Source organism: Brucella sp. NBRC 12953, from assembly GCF_040369775.1.
Lineage (GTDB): Bacteria > Pseudomonadota > Alphaproteobacteria > Rhizobiales > Rhizobiaceae > Brucella > Brucella pseudogrignonensis.
In genome coordinates this window covers 1-17036 of record NZ_BAABSV010000017.1, presented here as the reverse complement: position 1 = coordinate 17036, position 17036 = coordinate 1, and the positions used below count along the sequence as shown (strand labels likewise).

Sequence of the window (17036 nt, the reverse complement as noted above, 5' to 3'; positions counted from 1 at the left end):
GTATGCCTTGAATTCACCGAAGAACTTGGTGATCGCTGCCGTCAGCGAGGTCTTGCCATGGTCAACGTGACCAATGGTGCCGATGTTTACGTGGGGCTTATTACGTTCAAACTTGCTCTTTGCCATCTGAGCTCTCCTAAAATTACAGCCTGCTCAGGCTTTTTAATGTTTGGCGTAACCCGGAGGTTACGCGAACTTCTTCTGGATTTCCTGTGCGACTGCAGTTGGGACCGGCTCATAATGGTCAAACTGCATCGTGTACTGGGCGCGGCCCTGAGACATCGAACGCAGGTTGTTCACATAACCAAACATGTTGGCCAGTGGAACATTTGCGTTGACGACCGTAGCGATACCGCGTGCTTCGGTGCCAGAAATCTGACCACGACGCGAATTCAGGTCACCGATAACGTCACCGACGTAATCTTCAGGTGTCACCACCTCAACCTTCATGATTGGCTCGAGAAGCTGTGCGCCAGCCTTCTGTGCGCCTTCACGGAATGCTGCACGGGACGCGATTTCGAACGCGAGAACCGAGGAGTCAACGTCGTGGTATGCGCCGTCGATCAGGGTTGCCTTCACGCCGAGCATCGGGAAGCCTGCCAGCGGGCCTGCACCCATGACGCTTTCGATACCCTTCTGAACGCCTGGGATGTATTCCTTAGGAACAGCACCACCAACGATCTTGGATTCGAAGATGAAATCGTCGCCGTCATGCGGTTCGAAGATAATCTTGACGCGAGCGAACTGACCCGAACCACCCGACTGCTTCTTATGCGTGTAGTCGATTTCAGCCTGACGGGTGATCGATTCACGGTAAGCAACCTGCGGAGCACCGACGTTAGCTTCAACCTTGAATTCGCGCTTCATGCGATCGACGAGAATGTCGAGGTGAAGTTCGCCCATGCCGGCGATGATGGTCTGACCCGATTCTTCATCCGACTTAACGCGGAACGAAGGATCTTCAGCAGCCAGACGGTTGAGCGCGATGCCCATCTTTTCCTGGTCAGCCTTGGTCTTTGGTTCGATCGCGATTTCGATAACCGGATCTGGGAATTCCATACGTTCAAGGATAACCGGCTTCAGCGGATCGCAGAGCGTATCGCCAGTGGTGGTTTCCTTGAGGCCAGCCAGAGCAACGATATCGCCTGCAAAAGCTTCTTCGATGTCTTCACGGCTGTTCGAGTGCATCTGCAGCATACGGCCGATGCGCTCACGCTTGCCCTTAACAGTGTTTTCGAGCGAAATGCCCTTGGTCATCTTGCCCGAGTAGATACGAGCGAAGGTCAGCGAACCAACGAACGGATCGTTCATGATCTTGAATGCGAGCATCGAGAGAGGTGCTTCATCCGAAGATTCACGGGTTGTTTCTGTTTCCGTCTTAACGTCAATGCCCTTAATTGCAGGAACATCGGTTGGAGCTGGAAGGAAAGAAACAACAGCGTCGAGAAGCGGCTGAATGCCACGGTTCTTGAACGCAGTACCGCAAAGAACCGGATGGAACTTAACGTCGATCGTGCCCTTACGGATCAGTGCGCGGAGCTGGTCGTTCGTAGGCATGGTGCCTTCGAGGTAAGCTTCCATCGCAGCTTCGTCGATTTCCACGGCCAGCTCGATGAGCTTTTCGCGGTATTCTTCAGCCTGATCCTTGAGGTCTGCAGGAATTTCGCCAACGGTCGCAGCTGCGCCGATCGTGCCATCCCAAGTCAGAGCCTTCATTTCGATAAGGTCGATAACGCCTTCGAACTCGTTTTCAGCGCCGATTGGCAGCTGAACTGGGAGAGCGATTGCGCCAAGACGCGAGCCAACCATTTCTACGCAACGGTAGAAGTCAGCACCGATCTTGTCCATCTTGTTGACGAAGACCATACGTGGAACGTGGTACTTCTCAGCCTGACGCCATACGGTTTCGGTCTGCGGCTCAACGCCAGCATTCGCATCGAGAAGAGCGATTGCGCCATCGAGAACGCGGAGCGAACGCTCAACTTCAATGGTGAAGTCAACGTGGCCCGGGGTGTCGATGATGTTGAAGCGACGCTTCTTGCCATCCTGACCCTGCCAAAACGTGGTCGTGGCAGCGGACGTGATGGTGATACCGCGTTCCTGTTCCTGCTCCATCCAATCCATGGTGGACGCGCCATCATGGGTTTCACCGATCTTGTGGTTCTTACCGGTGTAGAACAGAATACGCTCGGTCATCGTCGTCTTACCGGCGTCGATGTGAGCCATAATACCGAAATTGCGGTAGTCTTCGATTTTATATTCGCGGGCCATGTTTTTGCTCTTTGAATAGGGTTCGACGATTACCAGCGGTAATGCGAGAACGCGCGGTTGGCTTCTGCCATGCGGTGCGTGTCTTCACGCTTCTTGACAGCGGAACCACGATTGTTTGCCGCATCCAGCAGCTCGCCGGAGAGACGGTCAATCATCGTCGTTTCATTGCGACCACGAGCTGCATTGATCAGCCAGCGAATGGCAAGTGCCTGGCGGCGTTCTGAACGCACATCGACCGGAACCTGATAGGTTGCACCACCAACGCGGCGCGAACGGACTTCAACGTGCGGAGCAACATTGTCGAGCGCCTGATGGAACAGCGCGACCGGCTCTGACTTCGCCTTGGCTTCGATTGCAGACAGCGCACCGTAAACGATGCTTTCAGCAACCGACTTCTTACCATGAAGCATAACTGCATTCATGAACTTCGTGATAACGAGATCGCCGAACTTTGGATCCGGATTAATCTCACGCTTCTCAGCTTTATGGCGTCTGGACATTTCGTCTCAACTTTCAATTACATCGGGCTCAACTCGCCATTCCGGCGGCCGGTATCCCCGGAAAATTCTTACTTAGGACGCTTCGCACCGTACTTCGAACGACGCTGCTTGCGGTTCTTAACACCCTGGGTATCGAGAACGCCGCGGATGATGTGGTAACGCACACCCGGCAAATCCTTTACGCGACCGCCGCGGATCATGACCACGGAGTGCTCCTGAAGGTTGTGACCTTCACCAGGGATGTAACCGATGACTTCAAAGCCATTGGTCAGACGGATCTTGGCGACCTTACGGAGAGCCGAGTTTGGCTTCTTAGGGGTCGTTGTATAAACGCGGGTGCAAACGCCGCGCTTCTGTGGGTTTGCCTGCAGAGCAGGAACCTTATTACGCTTTACCGGCGCAGTGCGCGGCTTGCGGATCAACTGGTTTACGGTAGGCATTGAACCTTCCTCTATAAAAAATCTCGTATCGGCGCCCAATAAGGGCCGTTTCACCGGAGTGCTCATGCACAAATTCGGGACGAGCCACTCCATCAGCGGCCACCCGAACAAAAGCAGAGGAAGCATAAGCTTCATGCGAACGGCAAGTTGCATTTCGATCGTAAAACGAACCCTGTTTGAGGCGAACTCCAGAGCGCGTCGCTCCGAAAATGCCAGCCTCACATCGGCTCAGATGGGCTGCTGATACGTGTTTACAGGCGTTTCGTCAAGGGCAGGACGTTAAGTTTCTTATCCAAAAGGCCGCTCGGGGGCGTTTTGGGGTCCGCCGGACAGGTTATTGCGCCGCATTAGGCTTCATATCGCTAATATTTCGCGGCAAAACTGTCATTTTCGTATGCCAGCATAGCGCCAGACATCAACAGTCGCTATTGAAGCACATCCGAGTCGAAACGCAACACAATATTAAGGGATTCTCAATGTCATCCACCACCACATCCACAGAGAACGATTCGCCGATTGTTCACCTGGTGATCGCCGACGTCTGGAACGAAGGTGAAGAGGAATCTATCGAAGTCCATATCCTGCTGAAATCCGATGAAGACGAAGATCTCGTTCAGACGGTTCTCGCGATCCTGGCGGAAGAAGGTTATCACGAAGCAGAGCTGGTCGAGATGGGTACCATCACGGAAGAACCAGAAGAAGAACCACACAAGAGCGCATGGCACACCGCCCTCACCGGCGAAGTTGCACTGATTGAGTTCGAAGGCGATGAAGAAGAAGAATAAGTTCGACGTAAGCGAACACCGAAAAATGTGGAGCATCTTCCGCTTTGCATAATGTTCAAGGGCGGTTTTAAACCGCCCTTTCTTTTTAAAATTTGCATAACAAAAAGGCCGCCTCGAAAGGCGGCCTTTTCTTTGTTGATTGCTTTCCGATTATTCGGCAGCGTTGTTGGTCATATCTGCCAGCATCACGTTGGCTTCCGAAGAACCGGTCGACTTGCGGCGCTCGTCGATGATCAGTTCGTCGCGAGCAGTTGCAATGCGACGGATCTGGTTGGTCATGCCACCTGTACCAGCTGGGATGAGACGACCGACGATGACGTTTTCCTTGAGACCCTGCAACGTATCCATCTTGCCTGCAACTGCAGCTTCGGTGAGTACGCGAGTGGTTTCCTGGAACGATGCCGCCGAGATGAACGAAGGAGTCTGAAGCGACGCCTTGGTAATACCAAGCAGAACCGGATTACCCGAACCTGGCTTCTTGCCTTCTTCGATCAGACGATCATTGATTTCGTCCAGTTCGATGCGGTCGACGTGATCGCCCGGAATGTAGCCGGTATCACCGGATTCCGTGATCTCGATCTTCTGCAGCATCTGACGAACAATCACTTCGATGTGCTTGTCGTTGATGAGAACGCCCTGCAAACGATAGACTTCCTGGATTTCGTTCACGAGGTACGAAGCGAGTGCTTCAACGCCCTTGATCGCCAGAATGTCATGCGGTGCCGGGTTACCGTCGAGGATATATTCACCCTTTTCGATAACGTCACCATCCTGAAGATGGAACGGCTTGCCCTTAGGGATCAGATACTCAACAGGCTCGATCGTATCGTCGTTTGGCTCGATGATGATGCGACGCTTGTTCTTGTAATCGCGACCAAAACGAACGGTACCATCGATCTCTGCGATGACGGCGTGGTCCTTCGGACGACGAGCTTCGAACAGTTCCGCAACGCGTGGCAGACCACCGGTAATATCCTTGGTCTTCGCGCTTTCCATCGGCAGACGCGCAATAACATCACCAGCATTAACATGTGCACCAGGCTCGAACGAAAGGATCGTTTCTACCGAAAGCAGGAAGCGAGCTTCGCCACCCTTCGACAGCTTCGCGATCTTGCCGCTCTTGTCCTTGATGACCATAGCAGGCTTGAGGTCCGCACCGCGTGGTGTCGAACGCCAGTCAATGATGACGCGCTTCGTGATACCGGTCGACTCGTCCGCTGTTTCCGAAACCGAAAGGCCATCAACGAGATCTTCGAACTCGATGTAACCTTCAACTTCCGTCAAGATTGGACGGGTGTACGGATCCCATTCAGCAATACGCTGGCCGCGCTTGACTGCATCACCTTCGTCAACGAACAGGCGTGAACCGTAGGTTACGCGGTGAACCGCACGTTCCTTGCCGGTCGAGTCGAGGATCAGGACAGCCATGTTACGGCCCATCACCACGAGATTGCCATCGGAGTTGCGAACCACGTTGCGGTTACGCAGCTTGACAGTGCCTTCGTACGAAGCTTCCAGGTAAGACGAGTCAACAACCTGTGCAGTACCACCAAGGTGGAACGTACGCATGGTCAGCTGAGTGCCAGGCTCACCGATCGACTGAGCAGCGATAACGCCAACTGCTTCACCCTGGTTAACAGGCGTACCGCGTGCAAGGTCACGACCATAGCACTTGGCGCAAACGCCGTTACGGGTTTCACAGGTCAGAGCCGAACGAATACGGATCGACTGGATGCCGGCCTTCTCGATGACTTCAACGTCCTTTTCCTCGATCATGCGGCCAGCTTCGACGATGACTTCGCCGGTTGCCGGATTGATGATCGGATCAAGTGCCGTACGGCCCAGAACGCGCTGTCCAATTGGAGCAACGATCTGACCAGCATCAACGATTGGCTGCATGGTGAGACCGATTTCGGCGCCACAATCGACTTCCGAAATAATCGCATCCTGTGCAACGTCAACGAGACGACGTGTCAGATAACCCGAATTAGCGGTCTTCAACGCGGTATCGGCAAGACCCTTACGGGCACCGTGTGTCGAGTTGAAGTATTCGTTAACCGTCAGGCCTTCCTTGAAGTTCGAAATGATCGGGGTTTCGATGATTTCGCCCGACGGCTTGGCCATAAGACCACGCATACCGCCCAGCTGACGCATCTGGTTGACCGAACCACGGGCACCCGAATGAGACATCATGTAGACCGAGTTCATCTGCTTCTGACGTCCAGTCACCGGATCGAATTCAACGGCCTTAATGCGGGCCATCATTTCTTCGGTGATCTTGTCAGTCGCCTTACCCCAGGCATCAACGACCTTGTTGTACTTTTCGCCCTGAGTAATCAGACCGTCATTGTACTGCTGTTCGTATTCAGTCGTCAGAGCTTCGGTTTCTGCAACGATCTTGGCCTTCGAGTCTGGAATGACCATGTCATCCTTACCGAAGGAAATACCGGCGCGACATGCATGGGCGAAGCCGAGCTGCATGATGCGATCGCAGAAGATAACCGTCTCTTTCTGACCGCAATGGCGGTAGACGTGGTCGATCATCTTGGAGATGTTCTTCTTCGTCATCTCCTGATTGCAGATATCGAAAGGCACATTGGCGTGCTTCGGCAGAAGCTCACCAGTGATCATGCGACCAGGCGTGGTGTCATAAACCTTGGAAACAGGCTTGCCTTCCGCATCAACCGTCTTGAAACGGCCTTTGATCTTGGTGTGCAGCGTGACAACCTTGTTCTCAAGTGCATGCTGAAGTTCTCCCATATCGGCAAACACCATGCCCTCACCCGGCTCCTTGTCTGCCACGATCGACAGATAGTAGAGGCCGAGAACCATGTCCTGCGAAGGAACGATGATTGGTGCGCCGTTCGCTGGGTGCAAGATGTTGTTGGTGGACATCATTAGCACGCGTGCTTCAAGCTGGGCTTCAAGCGACAGCGGAACGTGAACAGCCATCTGGTCACCGTCGAAGTCAGCGTTAAACGCTGTACAAACGAGCGGATGCAGCTGAATGGCCTTGCCTTCAATCAGCGTGGGTTCGAATGCCTGAATACCAAGACGGTGCAGCGTAGGCGCACGGTTCAGAAGAACCGGATGCTCACGGATCACTTCGTCAAGAATATCCCAAACTTCTGGACGTTCCTTTTCAACAAGCTTCTTCGCCTGCTTGACAGTCGAGGAGTAACCCTTGGCGTCAAGACGAGCGTAGATGAATGGCTTGAAGAGTTCGAGCGCCATCTTTTTCGGCAGGCCGCACTGGTGCAGCTTCAGTTCAGGACCGGTCACGATAACCGAACGACCAGAATAGTCGACGCGCTTACCGAGAAGGTTCTGACGGAAACGACCCTGCTTACCCTTGAGCATGTCGGAGAGCGACTTCAACGGACGCTTGTTAGCACCGGTGATGACACGGCCACGACGGCCGTTATCGAACAGCGCGTCAACAGCTTCCTGCAACATACGCTTTTCGTTACGGATAATGATGCCCGGAGCGCGCAGTTCAATGAGACGCTTCAGACGGTTGTTACGGTTAATCACACGACGGTAAAGGTCGTTGAGATCGGACGTAGCAAAACGACCGCCATCCAGTGGAACCAGAGGGCGCAGATCCGGTGGAATGACCGGAACGATCTTCATGATCATCCATTCAGGACGATTGCCGGATTCCATGAAGTTCTCAACAATCTTGAGACGCTTCATCAGCTTCTTCGTCTTCAGTTCCGAAGTGGTTTCTGCAAGTTCAACGCGCAGGTCTGCAGCGATGTTTGGCAGATCCATCGAAGCCAGGAGTTCGAAGATAGCTTCTGCACCGATAAGGGCTGTGAACTGATCTTCGCCGAACTCGTCGACAGCGATCATGTATTCTTCTTCCGAAAGAAGCTGATGCTCCTTAAGCGAAGTCAGACCTGGTTCGGTCACGATGTAGTTTTCGAAGTACAAGACGCGCTCGATATCCTTGAGCGTCATGTCCAGCAGCGTGCCGATGCGCGAAGGCAGCGACTTCAGAAACCAGATGTGAGCAACAGGCGCTGCGAGTTCGATGTGACCCATGCGCTCGCGACGAACGCGCGAGAGCGTGACTTCCACGCCGCACTTTTCGCAGATAATGCCCTTGTATTTCATACGCTTGTACTTGCCGCACAAGCATTCATAATCCTTGATCGGGCCAAAGATACGCGCGCAGAAGAGACCATCGCGTTCAGGCTTGAACGTACGATAGTTGATCGTCTCGGGCTTCTTGATCTCGCCGTATGACCAGGACAGAATCTTCTCAGGGCTGGCAATCGAGATTCTGATGGAATCGAACGTCTGTGCCGGAGCCTGAGGATTGAAAAGATTCATGACCTCTTGGTTCATGCCGTTCTCCTTGAGGGCGATCCGCCGCCCTGTGTGTCGTCGATGACAGGCTGAAAGTCCCTGCCATCTTGAAAAGAAATCGCGGTATTAAGCAGTTCGAAACTGCACATTCCGTTTCAGCATTTCCGTTACGCAAATCACTTCTTGCATTGTCTGGAAACACCTTACGGGCGCGCCACGGCAATACCATGGCGCGCCTTGATGTTTTTTTATTCCGCCGCGTCCGGAAGTGCCGGCTGCTCGTCGCGTGTGTCGTCCAGCTCAACATTGAGACCGAGCGAACGCATTTCCTTGACGAGAACGTTGAAGCTTTCTGGAATACCAGCTTCGAACGTATCGTCACCACGAACGATGGCTTCATAGACCTTGGTACGGCCGGCAACGTCGTCGGACTTGACCGTAAGCATTTCCTGCAGCGTGTAAGCCGCACCGTATGCTTCCAGAGCCCAGACCTCCATTTCACCGAAGCGCTGACCACCGAACTGCGCCTTACCACCAAGCGGCTGCTGAGTGACGAGCGAGTAAGGTCCAATCGAACGAGCATGGATCTTGTCGTCGACCAAGTGGTGGAGCTTCAACATATAGATGTAGCCCATTGTCACCTGACGGTCGAACGGCTCACCCGTACGTCCATCATACAGCGTCGACTGACCCGAAGTCGCAAGACCTGCATCCGTCAACATCGCATTGATGTCAGCTTCCACCGCACCGTCGAAGACCGGCGTTGCGATAGACACGCCGCGCTTGACCTGGTTCGCCAGCATTATGACTGAATCATCGTCATAAGAGCGAACAGGCTCATTGCGGTCATTGTCCGGATAGATATGCTCGAGCGTATCACGCAGCGGCTGAATGTCTGCCGTCTTGCGATAAACATCGATCAGCTCACCGATCTTCTTGCCCATACCTGCGCAAGCCCAGCCAAGATGTGTTTCCAGAATCTGGCCCACATTCATACGGCTCGGCACGCCAAGCGGGTTAAGAACGATATCGGCATGCGTACCGTCTTCGAGGAATGGCATGTCTTCGACAGGAAGAATGCGGGAAACCACACCCTTATTGCCGTGACGGCCAGCCATCTTATCACCCGGCTGGATCTTGCGCTTAACAGCGACAAAGACCTTGACCATCTTCATGACGCCTGGAGGCATCTCGTCGCCGCGCTGAACCTTTTCGACCTTGTCCATGAAGCGTGCTTCAAGCAGCTTCTTGGATTCGTCGTACTGGCCGCGCAGAGCTTCGAGTTCACCCTGCTGCTTTTCATCTTCAACAGCAAACTGCCACCACTGCGAACGCGGATACTCGGTCATGATATCGCGAGTAATGGTCGTGCCCTTCTTGAAGCCCTTAGGGCCTGCAGCAGCAACCTTACCATCGATCATGTCGGCGAGACGGCCGTAAACGTTACGGTCGAGAATAGCCTGTTCGTCGTCACGGTCCTTGGCAAGACGTTCGATCTCTTCGCGTTCGATCGCCATTGCACGTTCGTCTTTTTCAACGCCGTGGCGATTGAAAACGCGAACTTCAACAACAGTACCGTAAGTACCTGGAGGCATACGCATCGAGGTGTCACGAACATCGGACGCCTTTTCACCGAAGATAGCGCGCAGAAGCTTTTCTTCCGGCGTCATCGGGCTTTCGCCCTTCGGCGTGATCTTACCGACAAGGATGTCGCCAGGATGCACTTCAGCACCGATATAAACGATACCTGCTTCGTCGAGATTCTTCAGCGCTTCTTCCGACACATTCGGAATATCGCGTGTGATTTCCTCAGGTCCAAGCTTCGTGTCGCGTGCAGCTACTTCAAATTCCTCAATGTGGATCGAGGTGAAGACGTCGTCCGAAACAATCTTCTCGGAAAGAAGGATCGAATCTTCGTAGTTATAGCCATTCCAAGGCATGAACGCGACAAGCACGTTACGACCAAGAGCCAGATCGCCCAGATCAGTCGATGGGCCATCAGCAATGATGTCGCCCTTACCGATAGGATCACCAACGCGTACAAGCGGACGCTGGTTGATACAGGTGCTCTGGTTCGAGCGCTGGAACTTCTGCAGACGATAGATATCAACGCCAGACTTAGAAGGATCGAGATCCTCAGTAGCGCGGATAACGATACGCGTTGCGTCAACTTGGTCAACCACACCACCGCGGCGAGCGGCAATAGCAGCACCTGAGTCACGTGCAACAACTGCTTCCATACCGGTTCCAACGAACGGAGCTTCCGCACGAACGAGTGGAACGGCCTGACGCTGCATGTTCGAACCCATGAGAGCACGGTTAGCATCATCGTTTTCAAGGAACGGAATAAGAGCTGCTGCAACCGAAACGAGCTGCTTCGGCGAAACGTCCATCAGGTCCACGTTTTCACGCGGCGCCATCATAACTTCGCCTGCGTGACGGCAGATGACGAATTCGTCAACAAAACCGCCCTGCTCGTCCAGCTCAACGTTTGCCTGAGCAACCGAGTGCTTCGCTTCTTCCATAGCCGAAAGGTAAACAACGTCGCTCGTTACCTTACCGTCGACAACCTTACGATACGGGCTTTCAATAAAGCCGTACTTGTTGACGCGGGCAAAAGTTGCAAGCGAATTGATCAGACCGATATTCGGGCCTTCCGGCGTTTCAATCGGGCAGATACGGCCATAGTGGGTCGGATGCACGTCGCGGACTTCGAAGCCAGCACGCTCACGGGTAAGACCACCAGGTCCAAGAGCCGAAAGACGGCGCTTGTGGGTGATTTCCGAAAGCGGGTTGGTCTGATCCATAAACTGCGACAGCTGCGAAGAACCGAAGAACTCGCGCACTGCTGCTGCAGCAGGCTTCGCGTTAATCAGATCCTGCGGCATAACCGTGTCGATTTCGATCGAGGACATACGTTCCTTGATCGCACGCTCCATACGGAGCAAACCAACGCGGTACTGATTTTCCATCAGTTCGCCAACCGAACGCACACGACGGTTACCGAGGTTGTCGATGTCATCAACTTCGCCGCGGCCATCGCGCAGTTCAACCAGCATCTTGACCACAGCAAGGATATCTTCCTTGCGCAGAACACGCACGGTGTCTTCTGCATCCAGATCAAGACGCATGTTCATCTTCACGCGACCAACAGCAGAAAGGTCATAGCGTTCCGAATCGAAGAACAGCGAATGGAACATGGCTTCAGCCGAGTCCATTGTCGGCGGCTCACCTGGACGCATAACGCGATAGATATCGAACAGAGCTTCCTGACGGCTTTCGTTCTTGTCGACAGCGAGCGTGTTGCGGATATACGCACCGATATTGACATGGTCGATATCGAGAACGTTGATCTCTTCAACACCGGTGTCGAGAAGCGTCTTGAGAACCTTCTCGTCGATTTCGTCACCAGCTTCGAGATAAATCTCGCCGGTAGCGTAATTGACGATGTCTTCTGCAAGGTACGAGCCGAACAGATCATCTTCAGTCGCCTTGATGGCCTTGAGGCCCTTCTCAGCGAGCTGCTTTGCGGAGCGAGCGGTCAACTTCTTGCCAGCTTCGAGAACGACTTCTCCGGTGTCCGCATCGACGAGATCAGAAATGATCTTCATACCCTTGAAGCGGTCAGCCGAATAAGGAATGCGCCAGTTATCACCGTCACGCGAATAGGTGACAGTTTTATAGAACGTCGACAGAATCTCTTCGCCGTCCATGCCAAGCGCCATCAACAGCGTCGTAGCTGGAAGCTTACGGCGACGGTCGATACGTGCATAGACTACGTCCTTGGCATCGAATTCGATGTCAAGCCACGAACCGCGATAAGGAATAACGCGAGCTGCGAACAAAAGCTTACCCGACGAATGGGTTTTGCCCTTGTCGTGATCGAAGAATACGCCCGGCGAACGGTGCATCTGCGAAACGATAACGCGTTCTGTACCGTTGACGATAAAGGTGCCGTTGTCCGTCATGAGCGGCATATCGCCCATGTAAACGTCCTGCTCCTTAATGTCCTTGATGGACTTCGCGCCGGTATCTTCATCAATATCGAACACGATCAGACGCAGCGTCACCTTGAGAGGTGCCGAATACGTCAAATCGCGCTGACGGCATTCGTCAACGTCGAATTTTGGTGCGTCGAATTCGTAGCGAACAAATTCGAGCATTGAAGCGCCGGAGAAATCCTGAATTGGGAAAACAGACTTGAAAACCGCCTGCAAACCCTCGTCAGAACGCCCGCCAGCTGGTTCCTCAACCATGAGGAACTGGTCGTAAGATGCCTTTTGAACCTCGATGAGGTTAGGCATTTCCGCGACCTCGGGAATCTTGCCGAAAAATTTGCGTACGCGCTTGCGACCATTGAAAGAATGGGTCTGAGCCATCGTCGCTCCTCGTTCTATAGCCTTACGGCTTGCTCACGCCTTGCGGCCTTTATCGTGCGCCGCCTTTCGGCGGTCCTTCTAACGGGCTAAAACCCGTTTTCTGAAAGCCCCTTCAAGGCCATCAGAAAAAGGGTTCAACAGGATCAGAACGCTCTTCAAATATCCGTTCCGATTATAAGATGCACAAATCAAAGCGAATTCCGCACTTTTCGTTTCTTTTCATGCATTTACTCCAGATGCAAGTCCAGAGTGAAACCGACGGACGGAAACCGTCCGTCGGAATTTTCGAACTTACTTGAGTTCGACCTTAGCGCCAGCTGCTTCGAGCTGTGCCTTGATCTTCTCAGCTTCGTCCTTCGAAGCGCCTTCCTTAACTGCCTTTGGAGCAGCTTCAACAAGGTCCTTAGCTTCCTTGAGGCCGAGACCGGTGATTGCGCGAACTTCCTTGATCACGTTGATCTTGTTTGCGCCACCGTCAGCGAGGACGACGTCGAATTCAGTCTTTTCTTCAGCAGCAGCAGCTGGAGCAGCGCCACCAGCAGCAGCAACTGCTACAGGAGCAGCAGCCGAAACGCCCCACTTCTCTTCGAGAAGCTTCGAAAGCTCTGCAGCTTCGAGAACGGTCAGTGCCGACAGGTCGTCAACGATCTTTGCGAGATCAGCCATTTTGGTATTTCCTTAGTTTCAAGGTTTGAACAATTGACAGCGAAAAACGGCCTTACGCCGCCTCGTTCTTCCGGGCGTGCGCGCCAATAACGCGAGCGATCTGGCCCGCTGGTGCGCTGGTAAGTACTGCGAGACGCTGAGCCGGGGTCTGGATCATTCCAACCAGCTTTGCGCGCAGTTCGTCGAGCGATGGGAGCGAAGCAAGCGACTTTACGCCATCGGCGTTAAGTGTCGTTGCGCCCATTGCACCGCCGAGGATAACGAGCTTGTCGTTAGCCTTAGCGAATTCGACGGCTACTTTCGGAGCGGTAATTGGGTCGTTTGCATAAGCAACAACCGTCTGACCTGTAAACAGATCAGAGATACCTTCCGATTCCGTGCCCTGAAGAGCGATCTTGGCAAGGCGGTTTTTCGCGACTTTAACGGTACCACCAGCATCGCGCATCTTTGAGCGAAGATCGCTCATCTGCGCAACAGTGAGACCGGTATAGTGGGCCACGACGACCGAACCGGAATCTTTAAAAGCTCCGTTCAGCCACGAGACAAATTCGCGTTTTTCCGCTCTATCCACTGTCTCTCTCCAGTAGACAGGACCACATGGTCCTGCCGGGTTGCCTTTGCCGGACGAACTTCACAGTCAGCCCGACGTTCGAGGATCCTGTCCCCTTCAGCTATCCTGGAAACCAGGCATCACTCAAAGGCAACTACGGTTCAAACCTTGCATGCACATTCATGCGAAACAGGGTTATTCCACGTCTCATGCAGGCCATATGTTTAAGGACAATCACCCGAAGATGAATGTCCGCCTGCAATCTCGGACAGGATAACCGGACTTTCGTCCGGCTATCCGGATCTTGCGATCCGGAATTCTTGCACTTTTGACCGCTTTCACGATGCAGATGTGCCACCATTTGCCTTTCTCGAAGAAAGGCTAAGCTCCGGCGGACCGGAGCCTAAATAACTTAAGCGACAACCTTAACGGTTGACGGGTCGACCTTGACGCCAACGCCCATGGTCGAAGAAATCGATACGCGCTTGACGTATTCACCCTTAGCAGCCGAAGGCTTAGCCTTGATAACTGCATCGGCAAAAGCCTTGATGTTTTCTTCGAGCTTCTGGTTGTCGAAGGAAACCTTGCCAATACCGGCGTGGATGATACCAGCCTTTTCAACGCGGAATTCAACTGCGCCGCCCTTAGAAGCGGTAACTGCAGCTGCAACGTCGACAGTAACAGTACCAACCTTAGGGTTTGGCATCAGGCCACGCGGGCCGAGCACCTTACCAAGACGACCAACGAGTGGCATCATGTCTGGGGTTGCAATGCAACGATCAAAGTCGATCTTGCCGCCGTTGACGATTTCGAACAGTTCTTCCGCACCAACGATGTCAGCGCCAGCCTTCTTGGCTTCTTCAGCCTTGTCGCCGCGTGCAAAAACAGCAACGCGAACAGTACGGCCGGTGCCGTTTGGAAGGTTAACAACGCCACGAACCATCTGATCAGCATGACGTGGGTCAACGCCGAGGTTCATTGCGATTTCGATGGTTTCGTCGAACTTGGCAACTGCACGTTCCTTAACCAGGCCGATAGCATCGGACAGGTCATAGAGCTTGTTGACGTCAACGCCTTCGCGGATCTTAGCTACACGCTTGGAAATCTTTGCCATGGTCTTAGCTCACCACTTCCAGGCCCATCGAACGGGCAGAACCTTCGATCATACGCATAGCCGCTTCCACGTCAGATGCGTTCAGATCCTTCATCTTAACAAGAGCGATTTCGCGAACTTTATCACGCGCAATCGTGCCTGCCTTTTCCTTGCCAGGCGCCTTGGAACCCGACTTGAGGTTGGCAGCCTTCTTAAGGAAGTAGGTTACCGGAGGGGTCTTCATCACAAAAGTGAAAGACTTATCCTGGTAGTATGTGATCACGACTGGAATCGGCGAACCTTTTTCCAGTTCCTGTGTAGCAGCGTTAAATGCCTTACAGAATTCCATGATGTTGATGCCGCGCTGACCCAGTGCTGGGCCAATCGGAGGCGATGGGTTGGCCGCACCTGCTGCTACCTGGAGCTTCAGCTGGCCTGCAATTTTCTTAGCCATTGCATTCTGCCTTCATAAAAATACCGGAAACCGGCGTTCTCGATTAATGCCGGAAATCCGGCTCTCGACTGACGTCAGTAAAACTGACTGGCAGTTCGGTGGTTCGAGATCAGCGACCGGCTAAAGCCACCTACCCTTCCACCCTTTTCACCTGTTACGGTGAACGCCCTCGCGAGCTAAACGATCAGAGCTTATCGACCTGACCGTATTCAAGATCAACAGGCGTAGCACGCCCGAAGATGGAAACTTCAACCTTGAGGCGCGCGCGCTCTTCGTCGACTTCCTGCACAATGCCATTGAACGAGGCAAACGGACCATCGGAAACGCGAACATTTTCGCCGATTTCGAAGGTCACAGAAGTCTTCGGACGCTCTGCACCATCCTGAACCTGATTCAGAATCTGATCTACTTCCTTCTGTGAAACCGGAACAGGTTTGGAATCACCAAGGAAGCCAGTCACACGAGGCGTATTCTTGATCAGCGAGAATACAGCATCGGTCAGGGTAGCCTGAACGAGAACATAACCCGGGAAGAACTTGCGCTCAGCATCAACCTTGCGGCCACGGCGAACTTCAACAACCTTCTCGGTCGGCACGACAATCTGCTCAATAAGGCCAGAAAGACCCTTCTGTGCAGCCTTAGCCTGAATATCCTCAGCCACCTTCTTTTCGAAGTTGGAATAGGCGTGAACGATGTACCAGCGCGCTGTCATCTCGTAACTCCCCAATCCTGCTTAGCGGCCAAGGCCAAGTATAAATTCTACGCCATAGGCCATAAGCTGATCGGCAAGAAAAAAGAATGCAGCAGCAAAAAAGGCCATTACAACCACCATAATGGTGGAAATGACTGTTTCACGCCGGGTCGGCCAGCTCACCTTCGCCGTTTCGGCGCGAACCTGCTGAAGAAAGGTGATCGGATTCGTCTTAGATGCCATCTGCCACTCTGTTCTTGCTTGAGGAAACCGGACCGTTCAAAACGAATCAGAACCCGATACCCATGCGTATACGGCACGTAAAGCTGAAGATTCAGCCCCACGCACCGCGTGTCTGTTGACGTTACATAGAATCGATTCCCAAAAAAAACAAGCCCAATAGTTAAAAGAATACCATACAGGCTTATCGGAAATCCGATCCTTACGAACATCGCTTGCTGCACCATTCAATCGTGCCGCCGCGACCTCCCCTGCCCGATCTGAATAACCGGCGGAAAGTTATCGATATCTGACTTCGCTGCCAAAAGGCCAGAGCGCTAATCAGAATAGTCAGCGAAACCGCTAACTCTTAATACAAAAAACGAGCACTCACAGTCAAGCCATGAGTACTCGTTTTAAATGGCAGGGGCAGCAGGGTTCGAACCCGCGACCTACGGTTTTGGAGACCGTCGCTCTACCAACTGAGCTATACCCCTATTTGGCATTCAAGATGCCAGACCGGCGGCATAACCGCCAGTCAAATTCTTTACTCGATGATCGAAGCGACGATGCCTGCACCGACGGTGCGGCCACCTTCACGGATAGCGAAGCGGAGCTTCTCTTCCATCGCGATCGGCACGATCAGCGTGACGTCTACAGTGACGTTATCGCCA

Annotated in this window: 14 protein-coding genes and 1 tRNA gene; 1 reads left to right on the top strand and 14 read right to left on the bottom strand. The window is 53.3% G+C overall.

What is annotated here, in order from left to right; translation table 11 throughout:
• The 4 genes from ABWV94_RS23305 to rpsL form a co-directional block, all read right to left on the bottom strand.
• The coding region (locus tag ABWV94_RS23305; protein WP_286173662.1) for a GTP-binding protein at positions 1–126 on the bottom strand (126 nt) is incomplete at its 3' end.
• Between the two features lie 60 nt (positions 127–186).
• A complete protein-coding gene (gene fusA, locus ABWV94_RS23300) occupies positions 187–2271 on the bottom strand; it encodes an elongation factor G (protein ID WP_007875420.1) in 2085 nt (694 codons plus the stop codon).
• A 29-nt stretch (positions 2272–2300) separates the two neighbouring features.
• A complete protein-coding gene (gene rpsG, locus ABWV94_RS23295) occupies positions 2301–2771 on the bottom strand; it encodes a 30S ribosomal protein S7 (protein ID WP_007875422.1) in 471 nt (156 codons plus the stop codon).
• A 68-nt stretch (positions 2772–2839) separates the two neighbouring features.
• On the bottom strand, positions 2840–3211 hold the full coding sequence (rpsL, locus tag ABWV94_RS23290; protein ID WP_006168377.1) for a 30S ribosomal protein S12: 372 nt from the start codon (positions 3209–3211) through the stop codon (positions 2840–2842).
• Positions 3212–3687: 476 nt separating this feature from the next.
• Here rpsL and ABWV94_RS23285 point away from each other — a divergent pair, with 476 nt between their 5' ends.
• The gene (locus tag ABWV94_RS23285) at positions 3688–3996 is read left to right on the top strand and encodes a hypothetical protein (RefSeq protein WP_064320722.1); all 309 of its coding nucleotides are present in this window, start codon (positions 3688–3690) and stop codon (positions 3994–3996) included.
• Between the two features lie 150 nt (positions 3997–4146).
• On the opposite strand, the gene rpoC is transcribed toward ABWV94_RS23285, so the two are convergent.
• From rpoC to ABWV94_RS23235, 10 genes are all read right to left on the bottom strand, one after another.
• Positions 4147–8349: a DNA-directed RNA polymerase subunit beta' gene (rpoC, locus tag ABWV94_RS23280; RefSeq protein ID WP_064320723.1), complete on the bottom strand. Its 4203-nt coding sequence runs from the start codon at positions 8347–8349 to the stop codon at positions 4147–4149.
• A 209-nt stretch (positions 8350–8558) separates the two neighbouring features.
• Positions 8559–12689: a DNA-directed RNA polymerase subunit beta gene (gene rpoB, locus ABWV94_RS23275; RefSeq protein WP_007875433.1), complete on the bottom strand. Its 4131-nt coding sequence runs from the start codon at positions 12687–12689 to the stop codon at positions 8559–8561.
• A 291-nt stretch (positions 12690–12980) separates the two neighbouring features.
• Positions 12981–13355 carry a 50S ribosomal protein L7/L12 gene (gene rplL / locus ABWV94_RS23270; RefSeq protein WP_007875435.1) on the bottom strand — a complete coding sequence of 125 codons (375 nt, stop codon included), beginning with the start codon at positions 13353–13355 and terminating at the stop codon, positions 12981–12983.
• A gap of 52 nt (positions 13356–13407) precedes the next feature.
• A complete protein-coding gene (gene rplJ / locus ABWV94_RS23265) occupies positions 13408–13926 on the bottom strand; it encodes a 50S ribosomal protein L10 (protein WP_007875437.1) in 519 nt (172 codons plus the stop codon).
• 391 nt (positions 13927–14317) lie between these two features.
• Complete coding sequence (gene rplA / locus ABWV94_RS23260) at positions 14318–15019, bottom strand: 50S ribosomal protein L1 (RefSeq protein ID WP_007875439.1); 702 nt, start codon at positions 15017–15019, stop codon at positions 14318–14320.
• Positions 15020–15023: 4 nt separating this feature from the next.
• Positions 15024–15452: a 50S ribosomal protein L11 gene (rplK, locus tag ABWV94_RS23255; RefSeq protein WP_007875441.1), complete on the bottom strand. Its 429-nt coding sequence runs from the start codon at positions 15450–15452 to the stop codon at positions 15024–15026.
• A gap of 184 nt (positions 15453–15636) precedes the next feature.
• Positions 15637–16164 (bottom strand): transcription termination/antitermination protein NusG, encoded by a 528-nt coding sequence (gene nusG / locus ABWV94_RS23250; protein WP_007875442.1) that lies wholly within the window; start codon positions 16162–16164, stop codon positions 15637–15639.
• A gap of 21 nt (positions 16165–16185) precedes the next feature.
• A complete protein-coding gene (gene secE / locus ABWV94_RS23245) occupies positions 16186–16386 on the bottom strand; it encodes a preprotein translocase subunit SecE (RefSeq protein ID WP_007875444.1) in 201 nt (66 codons plus the stop codon).
• 397 nt (positions 16387–16783) lie between these two features.
• Positions 16784–16859, bottom strand: a tRNA-Trp gene (locus ABWV94_RS23240).
• A gap of 50 nt (positions 16860–16909) precedes the next feature.
• Positions 16910–17036 (bottom strand): EF-Tu C-terminal domain-related protein (locus ABWV94_RS23235; RefSeq protein WP_445558004.1); only part of this gene is annotated, 127 nt, incomplete at its 5' end.

Excerpts from the sequence above, each read along its gene's own strand:
- fusA (WP_007875420.1), bottom strand. The coding sequence starts at position 2,271 with ATGGCCCGCGAATATAAAATCGAAGACTACCGCAATTTCGGTATTATG.
- rpsG (WP_007875422.1), bottom strand. The coding sequence starts at position 2,771 with ATGTCCAGACGCCATAAAGCTGAGAAGCGTGAGATTAATCCGGATCCA.
- rpsL (WP_006168377.1), bottom strand. The coding sequence starts at position 3,211 with ATGCCTACCGTAAACCAGTTGATCCGCAAGCCGCGCACTGCGCCGGTA.
- ABWV94_RS23285 (WP_064320722.1), top strand. The coding sequence starts at position 3,688 with ATGTCATCCACCACCACATCCACAGAGAACGATTCGCCGATTGTTCAC.
- rpoC (WP_064320723.1), bottom strand. The coding sequence starts at position 8,349 with ATGAACCAAGAGGTCATGAATCTTTTCAATCCTCAGGCTCCGGCACAG.
- rpoB (WP_007875433.1), bottom strand. The coding sequence starts at position 12,689 with ATGGCTCAGACCCATTCTTTCAATGGTCGCAAGCGCGTACGCAAATTT.
- rplL (WP_007875435.1), bottom strand. The coding sequence starts at position 13,355 with ATGGCTGATCTCGCAAAGATCGTTGACGACCTGTCGGCACTGACCGTT.
- rplA (WP_007875439.1), bottom strand. The coding sequence starts at position 15,019 with ATGGCAAAGATTTCCAAGCGTGTAGCTAAGATCCGCGAAGGCGTTGAC.
- rplK (WP_007875441.1), bottom strand. The coding sequence starts at position 15,452 with ATGGCTAAGAAAATTGCAGGCCAGCTGAAGCTCCAGGTAGCAGCAGGT.
- nusG (WP_007875442.1), bottom strand. The coding sequence starts at position 16,164 with ATGACAGCGCGCTGGTACATCGTTCACGCCTATTCCAACTTCGAAAAG.
- secE (WP_007875444.1), bottom strand. The coding sequence starts at position 16,386 with ATGGCATCTAAGACGAATCCGATCACCTTTCTTCAGCAGGTTCGCGCC.